This is a genomic window from Paenibacillus sp. CAU 1782 (assembly GCF_054551715.1).
Genome location: NZ_JBTOLL010000001.1, coordinates 1,332,986 through 1,352,841 on the forward strand (window position 1 = coordinate 1,332,986; position 19,856 = coordinate 1,352,841).

Sequence of the window (19,856 nt, forward strand, 5' to 3'; positions counted from 1 at the left end):
TATTAGTTTATAGGAAGTCAAGCAAAAAAACCAGTGTGCAGAGTCGAACTTTCGCAAAAAAAAGCCGCCGCCTTGTCGGCGTCGGCGCGGGAAGCGGTTCCGTCATCACCTACTGCGCCCTTCGGAGCAGGATCGATGCGGCGATAACAAACGGAACGCAGAGCAGCGGAATAAGCTCCGCCAGCATTTTGGAGCTGTGAAACAACAGCTCGTTCAGGCCAGGGTCCTGCATGAGCATTTCACCGGAGGCGAACGCAAGCAAAGCGGCGCCGATGTAGGACAATGCGGGAAATTTCAACAGCAGCTTCCCCAACAATTGGCTGCCCCACACAATCATCGGAATACTTAACGCGATTCCAAGCAAAATAAGAACAAGGTCGCCGTCCGCAACGGCGGCAATCGCAAGGACATTGTCCAGGCTCATGACAAAATCGGCCGTTACGATGGTCCAGATGGCCGCTCCTATCGACATGTTCTTTTTGACGCTGTGGCTTTCGCAGGCATGTCCGGCATCCATGAGCAGCTTGACCGCGATATAGAGCAGCAGAAGGCCTCCGGCGGCCTGCAAAAACGGTATTTTCAGCAATTGCAGCGCAACGACAGTCAGTATGCACCGAAGAGCCACTGCCGCAGCCGCGCCCCACCAGACGGCCTTCCTGCGCTGCCGCTCCGGCAGATGTTGGCTGGCCATGGCGATGACAATGGCGTTGTCCCCGCTCAGCAATACATTAATCAGCATAATTTCGAGAAAAATAATGACGTTGTCCACGGCTGTCCCTCCCCTTATTTTCAGAGTTATGAACAAGCCTTGGAGAATATGTCCAAAATTAATGAACCTATCTTTTCTATTGTCCGTATTTGGTGTAGACTTCATTTAGATTTCAAGATGTTCAGTCATAAGGAAAGGAGGAAATTTTCATATGGATTTTTTCTCGGTCGAGTTTTTCACCGCCCTTGCAATCATTGTTTTCACAGACCTGATCCTGGCCGGGGACAATGCCATTGTTATAGGGCTCGCCGCCCGCAATCTGCCTAAGGAGCAACAGAAAAAAGCTGTTATCTGGGGTACTTTGGGAGCTGTCGGCATCAGGGTGGTCGCAACGCTGCTGGTCGTTTATCTGCTCAATGTGCCGTGGCTGAATCTGGTTGGCGGGTTGCTGCTGATCTGGATCGCCTACAAGCTGGTAGTGCAGGAAAACGATCACGGGGACGTAAAAGCCGGAAATACGCTGCTGCAGTCGATTCGCACGATCATCATCGCCGATGCCGCCATGGGCATCGACAATGTCCTTGCGGTTGCGGGAGCGGCACACGGCAATACGGTGCTCGTTGTTCTGGGCTTGCTGATCAGCGTGCCGATCGTTGTCTGGGGCAGCACCTTGTTTATCAAGCTGATCAACCGTTTCCAATGGATCGTTTACTTAGGTTCGGCCGTACTGGCCTTTACCGCATCCAAAATGATCACGCACGAACATAAACTGGGCGGAGCGCTTGACAGCAACCCGGTTATTTATTGGAGCTTTATCGCGGTTGTTGTCGCGGTAACTGTTTTTATGGGATATTGGACCAACAAACGTAAACAAGCTGCGGCTCTGACACAAAAAAGCAGGCAATCCCATTAAGGGATTCCTGCTTTTTTCATGTTAAGGGGATATGATGGCCGTTTGGAGAACCGTTAGCGGACTTGCCGCGGTAAGCGGATCAGAACCAGCTGTCTTCGCCCGTTTGCACAGCACTGCTGCCGCTGTCCGGCGATAGTGTTAACGTCTCTGTGTTTTGCACCGCAACGGCGATTTTGTCGGCAAGATCCGTCATGCCGGCTTCGATTCGCTCCACAACGCGCATGTTGGGGTTTGTGCTGGGCGATTTGGGCAAAAAGAGAGTACAGCAGTCCTCATAGGGCAAAATAGAGGTTTCGTACGTGCCGATTTTTACCGCCATATTGATGATCTCCTGCTTGTCCAGCATAATCAGCGGTTTCAGCAAGGGAAGGCTGGCAGCTCTGCCGATCACATTCATGCTTGGCAGGGTTTGGCTTGCAACCTGGCCCAGGCTTTCGCCGGTCACGATGCCAAGCGCACCTTGGCGCTCCGCCAGCTGCTCCGTGATGCGCAGCATGACTCTTCGCATCAGCGTAATGATCAGATGCTCCTGTCCAGCCTGGGCGAGCGAGGTTTGAATATCGGTAAACGGCACAAGATGCAGCTTGATCGGCGTGCCGCTAAAATACGAAAGCCGCTTGGACAATTCGATTACCTTGTCTGTAGCCTGTTGGCTCGTGAATGGATAGCTGTGAAAATGGACAGCCTCCAGCTCAAGTCCCTTGCGCATGGCCATCCATCCTGCGACTGGACTATCGATGCCGCCCGACAGCAGCAGCATCGCCTTGCCGTTTGAACCAAACGGGAAACCGCCGGCAGCGGGAATGACCTCGCAGAAAATGTAAGCCGACTCTTCCTGGATATCGACGCGCAGCTCAACCTCGGGCTGGCGGACATCGACGGAAAGGGCCGGAAATGCGCGCAGAACATGCGCTCCAACAAGGTGGTTCATCTCCTGCGAGCTGTGGGGGTATTTTTTCCATGCGCGTTTAACGCTCACTTTAAAGGTGGATGGGGCTTTGGGGAGAGCGTTCATAACGGCAAGCGCCGCCGCCCGAATGTCCTCCAGCTCTACGGAACAGCTGAGGACGGGACTTAGCGACACCAGGCCAAACAAATCCTTCAGCCGGTCTGCCACCGGACCATAGGGATGGCCGTTCAGTCGGACATATAACCGGCCGTATGTTTTCCAGTAGGTTACTCCCTGAAATCCCGCAAGGGCGTTTTTGACCTGCCGGAGCATTTTGCTCTCAAACTTATTGCGGTTTCTGCCCTTCATGGTCAGATCGCCGTAACGCAAAACCAATTGATCGTATACCAAAATCAGGTACTCCTCTCCAAATGCTTCAGTTGACTTATTATGCTCCCCAGCGCCTGGATCAACGCATCGACGTGCTCTTCGCGGTGACCGTTGCCAAAGCTGATTCTTACGCCGCCGGATGCTTGCGCGGAACTTGCGCCCAGCGCCAGAAGCACGCGGCTTGGCTTACTGTCTTTGGAGGAGCAAGCGGATCTCGTCGAGGCCAATATGCCATGCTGCTCCAGCATATGAATAATTACTTCCGGCTTCATGCCGGGATAAGAAAAGTGGACGATATGAGGAGCAAGCGGCTCCGCTCCGTTCAACTTCAGCTCCGGCGTCGCTTCTACGAATTTTCGCAGCTTGTCCCTAAGCGCCTTCAGGACCTCGCTATTGTCTTCAGCGCTCTCGGCTGCCAGCCTTACAGCTTTTGCCGCAGCGACGATTGAAGGCACATTTTCGGTTCCGGGACGAAGGCCGAACTCCTGGGAACCACCGGAAAGCAGCGGCTGCAGCGTTACGCCGTCCCTCACATAGAGCAGCCCGACTCCTCTTGGGCCGCCAAGCTTATGAGCGGAAGCGCTGAGCAGATGAATGCCGCATTTTTCGATAGCAAGCGGCAGCTTGCCGATGCTTTGCACCGCATCCACATGAAAAAGCGTCTTCGGACGCCGGCTCAGCAAACGCCCGATTTCCTCAATGGGCTGCACGGTCCCGATTTCGTTATTGACATGCATAATGCTGACCAGAATCGTATCTTTGGTCAATGCGGCCTCCACATCGGTAACCGAAACATGACCCTCCGGCCCTACCGGCAGAAACGTCACGTGAAATCCTTCCTCCTGAAGTTGAAGCATGGATTCATGAACCGAGGCATGCTCGATGGCCGTTGTAATAATATGGTTGCCACGGCTGCGGTATTGCCTTGCCGCGCCTTTGATCGCCAAATTGTTGGATTCCGTTCCCCCGGAGGTAAAAAGCCAGTTCCCCGACGAGGTCCCCAGCTTTTCACCCACCAGCGTCCTGGAGCGCTGGATCAGCTTGGCCGCCTGAATGCCGCCTTCATGCAGCGAAGAGGGGTTGGAATAGATTTGCCGCGTCACCTCAAGCAAAGTATCCGCCACCTCGCTCAGAAGCGGCGCGGACGCGCTGTAATCCATATACAGCGTTTCCTTCATGCCGCACATCTCCTTTCCGCTTTATCATTAATATCTCTGTCGTAAAAAGAAAGGGACCGCCGCCTGCGCTGCTTCCGTACGAACGGAGCGCCGGCCGTGATCCCGTTGCAAACTATGCTTTCGCCTGCTGCACCTTGACAACATACCGCTGCGTCTCTTGCGGCAGCTCTTCCATACGAGAGAGCAGCTCTTCATCAGAGTAGATGCCAAGCCGGTCCATTCGGCCCGGTCCTGCGTTGTAGGCTGCAAGAGCTACCAGCTCATTTCCATTATATTTGCGCAAAAGCAGCGACAAATATTTGGTGCCGCCATCGACGTTTTGCGCCGGGTCAAAGGAGTTTTGCACGCCTAGACCTCTAGCCGTCCCGTCCATAAGCTGCATCAGCCCCTTGGCCCCCGCATGAGATTCCGCTTGGGAATTAAAGCCTGACTCCGTAGCAATAACCGCAGCGATCAGCGAGCTGGACACGCCGTATTTGGCGGAAGCCCCCTCGATGAGTCCGGCGTATGCCGCCGCATCTCCTCCTGCCTGCTTCCATGGGGCGGATTCATTGCTGCTTCCGGCTTCACCGCTGCCCCACAAGCTCGACCAGATAGGGCTGTAACCTGCGGCTTCGGCATTCACGCGCCCCCACAAACTGCCGTCTCCGGCCCATACCGGTTGGCCCGATGCATCCAGAGCCAATGCCTCATCAGCGTTCCCGGTGGCGGAGCTTTCGGTCGCGGATGTTAACTGCGCAGACAAAATTGTATTAAAAACGGAAGAAGCGCCGTCACTGTTCTTATCGTCTTTCCTCGCCGCTGAGCCAAAGCTCAGGCTTGGTGCCAGCTGCGATTGCAGCATTGTTCGCAATGTGCGGGGATCCATGCCCATTATGACGCCTCCCTGTTCATTCAACCTTCTACAGAAAGTATATCGGTTTCCATTGTACATGTTTTTAGCGTTTGCGGCTAGTCCAACAGGAAATGCTTCAAAATAGCAGCAAAACGGGCCCTATTGAGCGCTATCTGACGATGCTCCCTTCTTTCTTTTAAAATCATGGAAATTCTATGAAAATAAAAGTATTTTCCTCTTATTTCACTTCCTCTCCCTTTAATCATCCATATAAAAACGTGTTTTATTTATTTAAGCTTATACGGAAGCGAAGCTTTTAAGATAAAAAATAAATAAAGGAGATTTTTTCGTGAACTCAAATACTGCTCTTATGAAAAAAGGCGGGGAAAACGTGCCGGCATCCAAACGGCTTCCGTGGGCCGGGCTGCTAGCTTTAGCTATGGCAGGATTCATCTGCATTCTTACAGAAAGCCTTCCTGCTGGATTACTGCCGCAAATTGCACATGATCTTGGTGTCAGAGAAGCCCTTGCCGGACAATTGGTCACTCTCTATGCGGTTGGATCTCTTCTCGCCGCCATTCCTTTGACAACGGCTACCCGTGGATGGAGGCGCCGGCCGCTTCTCTTGCTGTGCATCATCGGCTTTCTTGTATTTAACACCATCACCGCATTGTCTTCCGTTTATGCTCTGACGCTTGTCGCGCGTTTCTTCGCGGGTGTCTCGGCAGGTGTTCTGTGGGGGATGACGGCCGGTTATGCACGGCGCATGGTGCCTGATTCGCTGAAAGGAAAAGCGATGGCCGTAGCCATGGTTGGCACCCCGCTGGCATTGGCGCTGGGCGTTCCGCTTGGCACTTTTTTCGGAGCATTCACAGGGTGGCGTCTCATTTTCGGAGCTGTATCTTTATTGACTGCGGCCCTTATTGGCTGGGTGCTCTGGAAGGTGCCGGATTATGCCGGCGAGCCTGCCGGTGATCAGCTCCCTATTCACAAGGTTTTCCTGATTCCCGGCGTCAGACCGACTCTATTCGTCGTTTTGGCATGGGTACTAGCCCATAATATTTTGTACACCTATATTGCTCCGTACCTTGCGGAAACCGCGTTTGCCCAGCGAGTGGATTTGATTCTTCTTATTTTCGGAATTACCTCGGTTATCGGCATTTGGGTGATAGGCATGCTGATTGACCGTTTTCTAAGAATACTGGTTATAATCAGCATCGCAGGATTTGCTTTAGCTTCTGCAGCTTTGGGCATCGGAATGAATCATCCTGCAATCATCATTCTTGGCGTTACGGCGTGGGGGCTTACATTTGGCGGGGCTGCCACTTTACTGCAGACAGCAATAGCACAAGCTGGGGGAAAAAGCGCGGATATAGCCCAATCGATGCTGGTTACCGCGTGGAATGTGGCAATTGGCGGAGGAGGCATTATCGGCGGGTTTCTTCTCGAAATGCTTGGAGCCGGATTCCTTCCGGGCTCATTAATCATCCTGCTGCTTCCCGCTTTGCTTGCAGCTTGGCAAGCTAAAAAGCACGGCTTTCCTTCCTAGGGGCTTTACGAAAAGTCAAGTGGAACGAATAAATATTCAGCAGAGAGGACCGGACGGGAAAGGGTGTTAATAGGATCAAAATAAGGCTCAAGCTCATCATCAGCGCATGATTTTACCCAGCAAGTGTGGCAAATACGAAAGACGGTCTCCCTTTTTCAAAATGGACATCGACACCTGCCTTTTGCCCTCCGTCTGGCGGTCACCGATGACCGTTAGAGCCCCAAATGGATGCATTGGCTACAGCTAACGGTCACGCGTGTCCTTTAAACGCTCAAAAGTCGCGTTTTTGGGGTGAATGTAAGCTTTTACGGTCATGGATGACCTTTAGAAATGATCATGGTATCAAAATAAGGCTCTAATGGTCATGGATGACCGTAGTGTGAGGCTAGCTTTCGGCCCTGGCACTCCACAAAGACGTCGCGCACCGTATACAGGCTGAATTCAGCAACGGGACGCCCCTTGTCCCGCAGGGTTTGACCTCCATCGAAGTCAGGCGATAATTTCTGTTTTGAGCCCGAAATAAATCGGAGAATCAGGTTTGAAGCTTCTAAGACACCCTTTTCCGGGAGGGACTGGTTTTGCCGAATCATTATTCACCGTAACAGACTATTCGGGCAGCCCCTTTTTTGGGTGGATTAGAGAAGTACATCTTATGCGAGCAAATCCGCTTCTCCAATGAGATTTTTGTAAGCGATCGGTGAAGACATTACGATCAGAGTGGTATAGGTTCCGTATTGATCGCACCGGTTTTCAAACTCCTCCAGCTCCGGGGTTGTTTTCGTAAGAACCTTCAATAAATAATTATGCTCTCCGCTTATCCGATAACATTCCGTGACCTCCGGTGATGAACGACAAAAATCAAGGAAAGGATAGCAATTCCGGGTCCGAACAAGCATATAGGCCGTGCATTGCTTACCCATTTTTTGCGAAGAAATGACGGTTCGGTATTCCTCGATAACTTCCTTTTCTTCCATGCGTTTTACACGTTCGGTTACGGCTGGCTGAGACAGCCCCACCAGCTTCCCTAAATCTGTCATTGATAATCTCGCCTGGTTCTGCAAATGGAGCAGAATGTTTTTATCGATTTCGTCCAAAAAATCGCCGCCTTTAATTTTAAAGTGCTTTCTTTCAAATGCCTTTATAATCATTGAGTATTTATTCATATAACTCGATTCCTTTATGTGAGTCGGCAGAAATTATTTATATAATAAACACACTTACTTTAAATAATCAAGTAAATCGCAGCAGGAGAGGATGAGAAGCATGAGAAATATTGATCTGGAATTGGTGCAAAAAAGCGTAAATGAGGTCATTGACCGCACACTTGAGGAAAAAAGAATCGTGGGTACCGTCGTCCAAATTGCATTAGGCGGAAACCTCGTTTATAGCAGACCTGCCGGCTTAGCCGACCGCGAGCAGAAACGGCCAATGCAGGAAAATGCTTTGTTTAGATATGCTTCGGTAACCAAGCCGGTTGTGTCTACGGCAGCTTTAGTATTAATTTCGCAAGGGAGATTGCAGTTAAACGATCTGGTGGAGGAATGGTTGCCCGCCTTTCGTCCAAAACTGCCAAACGGACAATATGCCTCGTTGACCGTTCACCATCTGATGACGCATACCGCCGGCTTAACCTACCGTTTCTTCCAGGAAGAAAAGGGAACTTATGAGCTTGCGGGGGTATCGGACGGCATGGATCTGGCGGGAATTACCCTTGAAGAGAATCTGCAAAGACTCGCTTCCGTCCCGCTTCTATACGAGCCGGGAAAAATGTGGAGGTATTCCATAGCAACAGACGTACTCGGAGCGGTCATCGAAAAGGCTACTGGAATGCCGCTGCCTGAAGCTGTACGGATGCTTGTAACTCATCCGCTTTCCATGATGGACACGGATTTCAAAGCCGTAGATACGGACAGATTAACCGCGGCTTACGCAGACAGCGCTGGAGAGCCCCGGCGCTTGTTCGATCTTGATACCGTTCCTTTCATAGAGGGGACGGCAGGATTCCTCCTTTCACCCAATAGGTTTACCGATAAGAAAGCTTATCCTTCCGGGGGAGCTGGCATGATTGGCAGCGCAGGAGACTTTCTTAAACTGCTGGAAGCTTTGCGGCAGGGAGGAAATCCGATTCTGCCGAGGGCTCTTGTCACAGAAATGACAACTAATCAAATTGGTGACCTTGAAATGCCCTATTGGCCGGGGAGAGGCTTTGGGCTTGGTTTCACGCTGCTTAAAAACCCAGCGGATGCCAATACACCCGAATCGCCGGGAACGTGGCGGATGGGCGGCACCTATGGTCACTCCTGGTTTGTTGATCCCAGTGAGGAGCTTAGTGTTGTAGCGTTCACCAATACGGCGCTTGAAGGAATGTCAGGCAGGTTTACAACAGAACTGTGCGAATCTGTCTATAAGGGCATTCGAGGAGTAAGTTGAGGGTAAAACATTATCATGAACAAATAATTTGAGCATGGAGGTTTTTAGGTAACTATCAGATTTAGAGCTATATTTGGCACCTGCGCTGCGGACGATTTGCTTCTTCCGCAGCGCAGGACCAAAAGGCTTTATCAGGCAGATGACCAGATATGTTTCTGGTATTGTTCATAACAGCAAGTTTATAGGCAGGTTGACGGCGATACGAGCCGAATGGCTATAATTCTAAAGGCCTTACTCTTTATTTTGACCACCGTCATTACGCTGTCCACCATCATTCCGAGATCCGCGCGTCTCGTGCGAGTCCCTTGTGGAATCCATTTCGACATCCTGCCCTCCGGGATAAGGATGTCGTGGAAAATTCCTTTCTGGATTGACTTGAACAGCACCACGGTTCATCGACCCATCCTGATTACCAGGTACAGGATCTTGATTATTAAAATTGGCCCCCTGGCTGCCTGGTGCAGTTCCTTGACTGTACGGCTGGCCTCCCTGGCTGCCAGACGCAGGGCCTTGACGATATGGATATGCGCCCTGGCTGCCAGGCCTTGGGCCTTGATTCGGCTGGCCCCCTACAGGAAAACCCGCTGGCGGGTAGCCGGGATAGTTGGACGCGCCATTTGGTCCCGCTGGTGCCCAGTTGGCTGGCCCGCTATTAGGATGCGCCGGGCGGCCTTGAACGGGGCCCCCACTGTTTGGCGCAGCCCACGGGTTAGGAACGGTTCCGGCATTGTACGACGCAGCTCCAGCATTGGTTTGCATTCCTCCGGCGTATGGCATGTGACCGGCGCTTCCGGTCTGCCAGCCGGGACCGCCGGATGCAGGCGGCGCACCCGGACCAGGATTTTGCGGGGCGTTCCCTTGCCATTTGCCATTAATCCAGGTGACGGCAAATGAGATAGCCCCCAGAATAAGCAGCACAATGACTTTAAACAAAGCATCCTGGTCGCTCAGGTCCATAAAAATCGCCTTAATTGCAACGATGACCAAAACAGCGGAACCAAACCACTTGAACAGCGATTCCCGGTAATACGCTCCCCACAAGATCAGAAGCAACGCATACACGCCCCAAACAATTGACAGCGTCAAAGCCATATACACTTTTGGCAGATCGGTTAAATATTCGGTAAATACGTTCTGAATTTGACGGGCCATCAAACCGCCCACGATCAAATGAGAGAACAGCGCAAACATATGGGACAAAACCCGGTTTCCGCTGACGGAAAGACTCGGCACCTTAAATGTTTTGGCATAGTAGAAGCCTAAGGCGGCAAGCGCCATCCAGGCGATAGCGCCCCAGTTCAGGAAAGGAATGTAGACGCCAAACCATTCGCCGCGCGGCGTCCACCAGGTTACGGAATACCAGTAAACCCCAAGATACAGCCAGATGACAGCGGCAATGACAGTTGCGGGATACCAGCGCCATATCCGCCCGATAAAGGTGAGCAGCGCTACGTATAATGTCCAGACCAGCACTCTGACCAATACGCTTTCGTTCAGCGTATTCAGCGAGATGAGAATAAGCACTACGCCAGCTATCGTAAAGCTGATCGCGGGTACCGACATTTTTCCGCTGAGCCTTGAAATGCCAAGACCCGACAACGTATACAGCAGTCCCATGCACAAAATAACATAACCATAGCTGTGCGGACTTGCCCAGATAAATAACGCCCATACACCAAACAACACGCCGTTAAAAGCATTCATGTAGAGATCGGCGCCATCGAAGCTGGACTTGCTTTTCCAGGATGCGAGGAGCAATCCCAACGTATAGAACAGATAGACGGCAATGGCATACCGGATCGGCATGTTCCAGAGACCTTTTACCGACGGAGAATAATGGACAAAGTATACGAAATAAAGCACCCATGTTCCCAAAAATCCGATGATTCGAAGCTCAAGCCAGCCTTTTATAATACTGAGGTATAGAAAAGCCACGTTCAATACAAGCAGGTACAGGAATAATGTAAAGACTGCATCCCAATCCGGACGAAGCAGCATCGGAGCAAGCAGGCCGCCCAGCAGCGCAATGTTCATCAGCATCCGGGATTGAAACTTAAAGGCATAATACGTTATGCCGATCGTAATCGCCGACATGCTCAGCAATACCAGAAGCGGCGACCACATATCGTAATAGATGCCCGCAAAGGAAAACGTTGCATACAAAATGCACGCTCCAATGCCCAGCAAAATTTCTCCAATGATCACTCCTTTGGGCTTTTGCGCGAGTTTGGCTCCCCCAATGGCAAAGCCGATGCCCCCCGCCAACCCAAAACCGATTTTCATGACGTTGGTGATCCATCCTTGATCAACCGAATATTGAAACAGTGTAATAAAAGCTGCAACAACGAACAGGGCTCCTAGCAGCGACGCCCAGTGCTTTCTTAATAGTTCTCTCATTGCGATCTCCTCCTGACACTTTTATCAATCCATACCATTCCGCCGTACAGCAGCAGACACATGGCAATCGCCACAAGCTCCAACTGCAGCAGGTACCAAGGCCAAGGAGCCAAAGCATCCAGCAAAGACGCTGTTGACGGCTTGCGCGCCAAAAACATAAAGTTGGTTGTTCCGGTAAGCATATTCACGATGGCGGCAGGAACGGCAAGTATGTGAAGCCAGATCAATGCGGCGGCCGCCGAACGCAGAGTTGGGCGATATTGCCGAACCGCAACTGCATATACAGCCGTTGCCATAATGCCGATGTGCGCGATAAAAAAGTGAAAGTACCGGAACTGCGGAAATGTCTCATCCAGATTTGGCGTTAGTAAAGCCTGAAGCGCTCCCAGCATTCCCAAAAAAACAATAACCGGAAATAGAGATTTCCAACCAGTTAAGAGCAGCAAAGCGGATAGCAGCAGAGTGAGACTGCACAGCTGAAATGGCAGTGATCCCGCCCCCCAGCTTCCTTCCAGCACATAAGACAGCTGCAGCGATATTTCGCAGAGAAGCAGAAGCGCTGCCAGACCCTTGCGGAATATCCCGTCCGCCCTTGGACTTCTAAGCGCCCTTCGGCCGACGACAATGGCTAACAAGACGATTACCGTTGCCGCCAACGCGGCGTAATGCGCTCCTGAAAACAGTTGAAACATGCCGTCCCACTTCCTTTCCGCCTTTGCTATCACTTATTTTAGTACCAGGCCTTAATCTCATCTTACCTTTATTTTCATAAAAAAATAGTACCAACTATTCATGGTACTATTCCTTGTCCTTCGATATATCCAGCAAGCCAAGCTCCCGCGCTTTGCTGGCGGCTTCCTTCGAGCCTTGAGCGCCGAGCTTTCGCAAAATGTTGCCTACATGGTTTTTGACGGTGCGGAGAGTAATAAACAACTTGTCTGCGATTTGCGGCTGGGAATAGCCTTCGTCGATCAAGCCCAGCAACTGAAGCTCGGAAGGCGTTATGAGATCGCCGACTTTTCTGGCTTCAAATTCCCGTTCGATAACCTTCAGCCGTCTGAACTCCTCGCGCAGCTGCTCCGCCGCCGCGGGACTGATTGGGGATTGCCTTGCGTAAGCGGCGCGTATGGCAGCCGGCAAGTTTTCAAAGCTGGATTTAAGCTGGTAATCGATTGCTCCGGCTTGGAAGGATTTCAGAATTAGCTCTTTTTCCTCCATAGAGGTCAGCATAATAATGCGAGCGCCGGTCGAAATGGCCGTTTCCTCTGCCAGCTTTACGCCTTCGGGTTTGCCGTCGATCATAATATCCATCAGAACCACGTCCGCCCATGCCGTAGCGTCGCTCTCCATTTGACCAATCGCCTGTCTAAGCTCTTCCCCGTTCCGGGCCGTCCATACCAATTGAATGTCAGGCAAGGAGCCCAAAAAATCGGCAAGCCCGCGCCGCCAATCCGGATCATCCTCCAACAGCCCGACTTTTATATGATTTCCGTTATCCACTGCCGTCCCTCCTTATTTTTTGCCTGGATTCCTTACACTCCTGCTCAATAATCAGTTGCGTATCGCCTGGATACCCCGTTTTGGAAGCGAAATGGAGAAGATCGCGCCTTCCCCGGGACGGCTGCGCACATAAAGCGAACCTTTATGTTTTCTAGCTACATGGTAGGAGTAGGATAACCCCAGCCCAAAATTGCCTCCGCCGCGTTTAGTCGTAAAAAATGGCTCAAATACGTTCATCCGCTGTTTCCGGCTTAAACCCGGTCCATTGTCCGCCACCTGAATCAGAAGCTCGCGCTTGGTTGACTCCAGCGTAACTCGCAGCTTGGCGCCTTCGCGGCCCTCCATCGCTTCAAAGGCATTCAGCACCAGATTACTGAATGCTTCCGCCAGCTGGTCCCTATCCACTACGCACGTCCAGCCTTCCTCAAGGCTGGATTCCACAATAGCGGAACGCGCTGCAGGTTTAAGCAGCTCCAGCGTTTCCGCGATCAGTGCAGTCAAATCGGAAGTTTCCGGCTTCAGCTCCAAATCTTCCGTTTTGCGATGAACCCGCTTAATCATTTCCTCCATATGTCGGGATGCCGCTAGCACAGCCTCTGCATCCTTCAGCAATTCCTCCTGCGAGGTTGCGACGGCATGCCGCTTCATTTTTTCCCCAAACAACCTCAGCTTGCCAACATCGTTTTTGATCGCATGATTCAGCATGGCCGTTCCCGAAGTAACCGCTCGCAGAGTGGAATCGTAACGGCGGCGATCAATGAGGATGCGCATGCCCATAAATCCATATGTAAATAGTCCAATGACAAAAACAGCCGCTGCCAAACTTACGATCCACGTATTGTATACCCACATTCGCAGCATCCCCATACTAGGGAGAATATAATTCATAAACATGACGAACAACGCGGGCGGCAAAACGGCAAAACATACGATCCAATGCGTCCGCGCGTAGATTGAAGGCGGCACTCGCTTGGCTAACACAAGCACCGTACTGACCAAAATATACGGCACGGCCCACCAGACAACAACCTTATATGAAATGGGATACATGGTATTATAATAAGGCGTCAAAAACAGGCACAGAACAACGGGCAGAAGCAGAAGCACCGGCAGGGCCAAACGGATTTTTCGGGGGATAGGGAGCCCGCTGTACGACAATCCAAACATCAACAAAAAATAAGGGATGCCGTAATACGAAAAAAGCGACGATGCCGCCTGCATCTCGTACAAGAGGCTTTGCATGCCCGGGCTCGCGCCGGCCTGGACTGCCTGCGGCAGCCAATACATATCCAGCACGGCCGCAAGCGCGCCCGTGCCTCCGCTAAACGAAAAAGCGCCCAGCCAGCGATTAACCGGCGACCGCGGTTCCGATATCCAAATAATTGCGGCGATTGCCCACAATGCAAACAATACAAACAGCATAGCCTGACTCCTTCGCAATGGGCTGTTCAACTAGGGCGGGTTTGCAAACACGCCTGGGCAGCGACTCCTCACGGAGCGTTATTTCCTGCCCAAATATAAGGTTTCTTGACAATAACGCCGCGCAAGAGCCTGAAAAAAAGCCGATTGGACGGATATAACCGCAAGGAGCAATAAGTTCCTGATAGCTTCCCGAACATCTGCGCTGCATTCCGGTAAAAGCGGCATTGACGCTTCGGCGCGCCGACGGATCTCGTTCTCCAGCCGCCTGGCCGTGCGCCGGTCAGAAGCCAGATCGTTTTTTAGCTCTTCATAAATATCGGCATATGCAGCGTATATATCCAGTGGCGCCAGAAAATTCCCAGGTAAAAAAACAATACAAAACAGCCGTCTGAGCGATTCGAAGTCAAGATTTGTTTTTAGATCATCGATAATTAGCAGAAGAGCGGCCTGGTCCAGCGAATATTTTTTCCCCGCCTGCGGAGATTCAAAATAATCCTTGAAATCCCGTTTCACCCAGTTCTGCAGAGAAGTGGCGGCGGGATTGGCGTATTCCGCCAGTTGGCCAAGCTCGGCAATTTCATGCAGCGACAATCCTTTGCGTTCGCCGCTTCTCATTAGCTTCTCTACAATGGCGGGAAGCGGGTCGGGAAGGTTACCCCCGCTCCGCGCCGATCGGGCCGACATGGAGGAATGCCAGGCTTGCCGCAAAATATCCGCCGTTTTTCGGTTATCGCCATTTTTTAAGGATATAAGCACATTTGCCAGCTCGCTCCTGGTCATTCTAAAGCCATCCATGCAGCCGCTCTCCCCCCATTATTGCAACCATTCCTTGAACAAGTTCATATGAACTCATCTTAAGCTTGTAAATTTCACATGTAAAGCAGAGAAAAACAGGGAGAACCTAGCCCTTTCCCCCAAATATGCCCCATTTCGGACCAAAAACGCTCATATTGTTTCTTTTGGCAGTTGTCATAACCTGTAATCTTTCGCTATAGTTATTCATATGCAAAAAAAATTCAAATGAAAAAAGGTAGTGAGACGCCGACATGGATATTGGTATAGGAATTAATTTAATCATGATTGCTCTTCTTATTTTATTGACTGCTTTTTTCGTCGCGACGGAGTTTGCGATCGTCAAGGTACGCTCGAGTCGAATTGACCAGTTGGTACAGGAGGGCCGGAAGAACGCGTTAGCTGTTCAGAAGGTTACGGGCAATCTGGATGCCTATTTGTCGGCATGCCAGCTCGGAATTACAATTACCGCGCTTGGCCTCGGCTTTTTGGGAGAGCCGACAGTAGAGAAAATTCTGCTACCTTTATTTACGGATATTCAGCTGAGCGATGCTCTCAGCCATGCATTAGCCATCGTTATCGCGTTCGTTTTTATTACGTTTCTGCACGTTGTGGTCGGAGAGCTGGCTCCTAAATCGTGGGCGATTCAAAAAGCGGAGTTTATCACCTTTTTGACGGCCAAGCCGATTATTTTTTTCCACAGGCTGATGTTCCCTTTTATCTGGCTTCTGAATGGCTCTGCCAACGCGCTGGTTCGCATGTTTGGCTTAAGACCGATGAAGGAGCATGAAGAAGCGCATTCCGAGGAAGAAATTCAGATCATCCTGAACGAAAGCTATCAGAGCGGTCTGATCAATAATACGGAATACGGTTACGTTAGTCGCATTTTTGCCTTCGACGAGTTGTTGGCCAAAGAAATTATGGTGCCGCGCACCGATATGATTTGCCTTTATACCAACAATACGCTGCAGGAAAATCTGGATATTATCCGCAAGGAGCAATATACGCGTTTTCCCGTTGCGCTGGAGAGCAAGGACAATATTGTCGGCATGATCAATACGAAGCAGTTGTTCCTCTCGCATGAGGAAAACAAGGAAACCGACTTTAAATCGTTGATCCATCCCGTGTTGAGCGTATCCGAGGTCACCCCGGTCAAAACGCTGCTGAAGCGGATGCAGCAGGAGCGCGTCCATATCGCGATACTTGTTGACGAATACGGCGGCACTTCCGGACTGATCACGATCGAAGATATTTTGGAAGAAATCGTTGGCGAAATCAGAGATGAATTCGATGCCGACGAACGCAAGGAAATCGAGCAGCTTGCCGAGCATTGTTATTTGCTGGATGGCAAAGTATCGCTTGATGAGTTAGGCGAGATTTCGGGACATAACTTCGAGGAAGAAGAAGTAGACACGATTGGCGGATGGCTCTACAGCAAGCTGCAAGATCCTAAACCCGGCAAAGTTTTTCAACACGAAAATCTCAAATTCATTATCCGAGAAACAGGCAAAAACCGCATTCGCAAAATCGAGCTTTTGATCGAACAGCACGAATTAGAAGGCGAAACCGCCTAATCACGGCCACGGACCCTAACAAGTCACGCTAGAACTTATTCATACGATATCCCAATCTGCCGCCAATGCTGTTGAACCAGCATATGGCGGTTTTTTATTTCAATTAATTGCAGGATTTTTTTGAAAATTTAAACTTTGCCAAAACGCTTGCATTTCTTTTGAATCCTGTGCATAATACATTATGTAGTCAACGCGGTGAACAACATCGCGACATAAAAAACGTGCCGTTGTAGCTCAACTGGTAGAGCAACTGACTTGTAATCAGTAGGTTGGGGGTTCAAGTCCTCTCGACGGCACCATTTTTTATTTTTAGAACTAAATTAAAATGACAGATCCTATATAAAAAAACGCCAATTGCTTCTGCAACAGGCGTTTTTTGCTGTCATGGATCTATTCATCAGGCTCATCCCACTTTCTGGAGTAAGCTTTTTTTGTAACCCACAAGGTCACCCATGTAACCAATGCAATAATGACAATCGACCAAAACCAAACGGAGCCGGGAACCTTCTCCATTGCCACCCCTCCTTTACAAGCTGCGCTACAGTATACTGTTTGCAACCGTTTTCTCTATTTCATTTATTTTACATGATATTTCTCACAATCAGTAGTCTTTTTTTGAAATTTGTATTTTATTACGTAAATGGAGGAGATTCTGTTTGGACTTTCAATTAGATTTAATTGATACAAAAATCGAATGTTTCGAGGCTTACACGATTAAAGAGTTGGAAAAACTAATGCAATCCGCTATTGAAATCAATAAAGCGCTCCTGCTTGATGTTTATGCCGTTCAGCACAACAGCGTATTTCATCCCGGCAAGGAAAAAATGATTTATACTGCCGTTGTTCATTTCAAATTAAAACGGGGCTGTCCAAAAAGTCAAACGCTCTAACGGACACGAAAGTCCGTTAGACGCGTAAAACGCAGATTTTGAAATTCTAACGGACATCCTTGTCCGTTAGAGCCCCAAAATGGGTAATTATTGGATAATTTTCACTGTAACGGACATCAATGTCCGTTACAAACGCAAAAAGTTAAAAAATAAGCGCTAACGGACACGGATGTCCATTAGCGTTTTTAATTGAATCAGATACGCGGATCGGCTTTTTGGACAGCCCCGTTTTCTGCTTCTGCGGCATTGTTCGCCGCAGTCCGGATTGCTTCCGCCATTTTGAGGCGGGTTTCTTCAACGATATCGGCTATTTCCTCTCTTGTCGGGCTTTCGACATGAATTCCCGCAAGCACATTCACTGTAACACCAAGCCGGGAAGCAGCCATCACCGCCAACTCCTCCGCCAGCTCCCCTTCCCTGTGCCCTGGAAGCTGCTGGATCGTCGATACGACTTCCCCCTCCCTATTCCAGTACGCGGTAGCGCTTGCTCCGATGTGGGCGTCTCCTCCCGTTATTAGAAACGCAATGTCTTTCCCCATAAATACGGTCTGGATCTCAATCAACGACAATTTCGGGGCCTCCCTTTTACCTGCCGCATAAGATTGCACAAATGGAAACCAGATAATTTTACCGCTTTACCAATCCGCCGACAAGCACTTCGGAAACCAGCCATTTGCGGAACAAAATAAACAAAAGGATCGGCGGCAAGGCGACAATACCTGCCAAAAGCAGAATGAACGGAAGATTCTGTTCTGTCAGCGGCGCTCCTTGCAGACTCAAATTCCAAATCATCATCATAGGGGACTGCTTTGACATGTCGCTTATATAGATTCTTGACGGTATTGCGCTGCCCCACATCGCTGCAAACTGAAGCACCCCAATCGCAAGCAGCGGTTTCCACATTTTCGGGATGAACAACGATATGAAAATTGCAAGCTCTCCTTTGCCTTCAAGCTCTGCCTGATCTCTGAGATGGCTGTAACGGCTGTTGAAAATAGCTTTAAGCACAAACACGAAGAAGAAAGGTTGAAAGCCGGCAAGCAAAACCGGGAATATCGTATTGATTAACCCCATGTTTTGATAAATCAAATATTCATGAACGCTTATCGTGCTTGTTGCGCACAGCGCAAGGAGTATGCTTATTCGGTAAACCATCCCTCCCGGCAATCCACGCACCGTTAGAGGGTAAGCAAGCAAAGCCGTTGCAATGATTGAAAACAGAGTCACCGCCAAATAACCCAGGCCATATTGAAGCATAGTAAACAAAGTCAGCGCATCCGTCACTTTAGCCGGGTACGGGCTGCTCCCTAGATGCGGGTATACATACAGCTTGAATAACAAAAAAAGTGCAACGCCCGATCCAATGAGAGCGATGGTGTAACCGGCAACTTTTGACCCGCCATATGTAGAAGTATTTCTGCTGTCCTCCTGCGGAAACAAATCTCCCTTAAAGAGGGTTCTGACCAACAAGTAGGCCAGGATCATAAACAGGACATTGACAAAAAATTGAATGACCCAAGCAGCCGAGACCAAACCGAAATTGCCCATCATAAACCCTTGCCTGAAAATAAAATAATCAACGGTTTCCTTTCCGCCTATGACGATCGGCTCGAGAAACATATCCAGCAGTTCACGATCTGTCGAAAGCACAAATGACAACTGAACCAGAATCGCTGCCGCCACGACCCTTGCTGCAGGTTCGACGGTCGACTTCCAGTACCCTCCGTCTGTTCCGTTAAGGCGCATTGCCTTTTGCAGTGCGTTTTGTTTGACGGTAATCGCTGCAAGCGCAACAACAAACGTAATGCCGCCGTATTTCACGGTATAAAGCAGCATGGTCCCAAGCCATAGAAGTGCCGGGTAAAAAGCGTTTTCGTTCTCTACACCAGCTCCCAGCGGATGCCCCAACAGCGATTGCAGTTGATGCAATCCCAGGAAAGCCAGAATAGTCGAAGGGATAAAATAGGGCAGTACCATAATTGCCGATATCCAATTCCTGACCCGGGCGGATGCAATGCCGCTAACAGCCAAAGCCGCCAAAAAAGCGACAACTCCGGAAAAAGCCAGTATGCTCAGTTTTAATGTTACCGTATTGGATATCACTGTGCCGAAATTAGTGTGTTGAAACAGCTCCGCAAAGTTGGACAAGCCAGCCCAATCGCTTTTCCACATTCCTTTAAAAAACTGATAATCCTTAAAAGCCACAATCATGCCAGTAATAACGGGGACGCCTTTAAACAGCAGTAAAAACAAGATGGCGGGAACAATAATTAGATAATGCGGCCAATAATGCACGATCCTTTGTCCAATGGTTCGTCGGGACATTCCGCCAGATCCTGCATACTTGCTCGGAGATTCCAATTGATTCACCTGCAACCCTCCATAATT

General features: G+C 50.1%; 18 protein-coding genes and 1 tRNA gene. 6 read left to right on the forward strand and 13 right to left on the reverse strand.

The genetic code is table 11. The annotated features are described in order from the left end of the window. Positions 1-109 precede the first annotated feature (109 nt). A complete protein-coding gene (locus ACX93W_RS06565; RefSeq protein WP_459391496.1) occupies positions 110-769 on the reverse strand; it encodes a YjbE family putative metal transport protein in 660 nt (219 codons plus the stop codon). A gap of 151 nt (positions 770-920) precedes the next feature. Here ACX93W_RS06565 and ACX93W_RS06570 point away from each other — a divergent pair, with 151 nt between their 5' ends. Further along, positions 921-1,622, forward strand: a complete 702-nt coding sequence (locus ACX93W_RS06570) for a TerC family protein (protein ID WP_459391497.1) — start codon at positions 921-923, stop codon at positions 1,620-1,622. Positions 1,623-1,701: 79 nt separating this feature from the next. Here the strand turns inward: ACX93W_RS06570 and thiI are convergent, their stop codons facing one another. The 3 genes from thiI to ACX93W_RS06585 form a co-directional block, all read right to left on the reverse strand. Beyond that, positions 1,702-2,922, reverse strand: a complete 1,221-nt coding sequence (thiI, locus tag ACX93W_RS06575) for a tRNA uracil 4-sulfurtransferase ThiI (RefSeq protein WP_459391498.1) — start codon at positions 2,920-2,922, stop codon at positions 1,702-1,704. 2 nt (positions 2,923-2,924) lie between these two features. Beyond that, entirely contained in the window at positions 2,925-4,079 is a 1,155-nt protein-coding gene (locus ACX93W_RS06580; protein WP_459391499.1) for a cysteine desulfurase family protein, read from the reverse strand. A 112-nt stretch (positions 4,080-4,191) separates the two neighbouring features. Further along, on the reverse strand, positions 4,192-4,953 hold the full coding sequence (locus ACX93W_RS06585) for a lytic transglycosylase domain-containing protein (protein ID WP_459391500.1): 762 nt from the start codon (positions 4,951-4,953) through the stop codon (positions 4,192-4,194). A 310-nt stretch (positions 4,954-5,263) separates the two neighbouring features. Between ACX93W_RS06585 and ACX93W_RS06590 the strand changes: the two genes are divergently transcribed. Then, entirely contained in the window at positions 5,264-6,463 is a 1,200-nt protein-coding gene (locus ACX93W_RS06590) for an MFS transporter (RefSeq protein WP_459391501.1), read from the forward strand. A 650-nt stretch (positions 6,464-7,113) separates the two neighbouring features. Here ACX93W_RS06590 and ACX93W_RS06595 read toward each other — a convergent pair. After that, positions 7,114-7,557 (reverse strand): Lrp/AsnC family transcriptional regulator, encoded by a 444-nt coding sequence (locus tag ACX93W_RS06595; RefSeq protein WP_459392022.1) that lies wholly within the window; start codon positions 7,555-7,557, stop codon positions 7,114-7,116. Between the two features lie 169 nt (positions 7,558-7,726). Between ACX93W_RS06595 and ACX93W_RS06600 the strand changes: the two genes are divergently transcribed. Next, positions 7,727-8,893: a serine hydrolase domain-containing protein gene (locus tag ACX93W_RS06600; protein ID WP_459391502.1), complete on the forward strand. Its 1,167-nt coding sequence runs from the start codon at positions 7,727-7,729 to the stop codon at positions 8,891-8,893. Positions 8,894-9,124: 231 nt separating this feature from the next. Here ACX93W_RS06600 and ACX93W_RS06605 read toward each other — a convergent pair whose 3' ends face one another. From ACX93W_RS06605 to ACX93W_RS06625, 5 genes are all read right to left on the reverse strand, one after another. Next, entirely contained in the window at positions 9,125-11,290 is a 2,166-nt protein-coding gene (locus tag ACX93W_RS06605) for a DUF2339 domain-containing protein (protein WP_459391503.1), read from the reverse strand. Further along, on the reverse strand, positions 11,287-11,982 hold the full coding sequence (locus tag ACX93W_RS06610; RefSeq protein ID WP_459391504.1) for a YwaF family protein: 696 nt from the start codon (positions 11,980-11,982) through the stop codon (positions 11,287-11,289). The genes ACX93W_RS06605 and ACX93W_RS06610 overlap by 4 nt, the downstream gene beginning before the upstream one ends. A gap of 106 nt (positions 11,983-12,088) precedes the next feature. Beyond that, positions 12,089-12,790, reverse strand: coding sequence for a response regulator transcription factor (locus ACX93W_RS06615; RefSeq protein ID WP_459391505.1), 702 nt, complete (start codon positions 12,788-12,790; stop codon positions 12,089-12,091). A 51-nt stretch (positions 12,791-12,841) separates the two neighbouring features. Further along, positions 12,842-14,212, reverse strand: a complete 1,371-nt coding sequence (locus ACX93W_RS06620) for a sensor histidine kinase (RefSeq protein ID WP_459391506.1) — start codon at positions 14,210-14,212, stop codon at positions 12,842-12,844. Between the two features lie 78 nt (positions 14,213-14,290). Beyond that, on the reverse strand, positions 14,291-15,007 hold the full coding sequence (locus ACX93W_RS06625; RefSeq protein ID WP_459391507.1) for a DUF1836 domain-containing protein: 717 nt from the start codon (positions 15,005-15,007) through the stop codon (positions 14,291-14,293). A gap of 251 nt (positions 15,008-15,258) precedes the next feature. Between ACX93W_RS06625 and ACX93W_RS06630 the strand changes: the two genes are divergently transcribed. Both ACX93W_RS06630 and ACX93W_RS06635 read left to right on the forward strand, forming a co-directional pair. Next, on the forward strand, positions 15,259-16,578 hold the full coding sequence (locus ACX93W_RS06630) for a hemolysin family protein (RefSeq protein WP_459391508.1): 1,320 nt from the start codon (positions 15,259-15,261) through the stop codon (positions 16,576-16,578). A 223-nt stretch (positions 16,579-16,801) separates the two neighbouring features. Beyond that, positions 16,802-16,877: transfer RNA gene (locus ACX93W_RS06635), tRNA-Thr, on the forward strand. Between the two features lie 91 nt (positions 16,878-16,968). Here ACX93W_RS06635 and ACX93W_RS06640 read toward each other — a convergent pair. Further along, positions 16,969-17,091, reverse strand: a complete 123-nt coding sequence (locus ACX93W_RS06640) for a hypothetical protein (protein ID WP_459391509.1) — start codon at positions 17,089-17,091, stop codon at positions 16,969-16,971. 143 nt (positions 17,092-17,234) lie between these two features. On the opposite strand from ACX93W_RS06640, the gene ACX93W_RS06645 reads away from it, so the two are divergent. Next, entirely contained in the window at positions 17,235-17,468 is a 234-nt protein-coding gene (locus tag ACX93W_RS06645) for a DUF2536 family protein (RefSeq protein WP_459391510.1), read from the forward strand. A gap of 194 nt (positions 17,469-17,662) precedes the next feature. Here the strand turns inward: ACX93W_RS06645 and lpdD are convergent, their stop codons facing one another. Both lpdD and ACX93W_RS06655 read right to left on the reverse strand, forming a co-directional pair. Beyond that, positions 17,663-18,037 carry a prenylated flavin chaperone LpdD gene (lpdD, locus tag ACX93W_RS06650; protein WP_459391511.1) on the reverse strand — a complete coding sequence of 125 codons (375 nt, stop codon included), beginning with the start codon at positions 18,035-18,037 and terminating at the stop codon, positions 17,663-17,665. Positions 18,038-18,095: 58 nt separating this feature from the next. Continuing rightward, the gene (locus tag ACX93W_RS06655; RefSeq protein WP_459391512.1) at positions 18,096-19,838 is read right to left on the reverse strand and encodes a hypothetical protein; all 1,743 of its coding nucleotides are present in this window, start codon (positions 19,836-19,838) and stop codon (positions 18,096-18,098) included. Positions 19,839-19,856 lie beyond the last annotated feature (18 nt).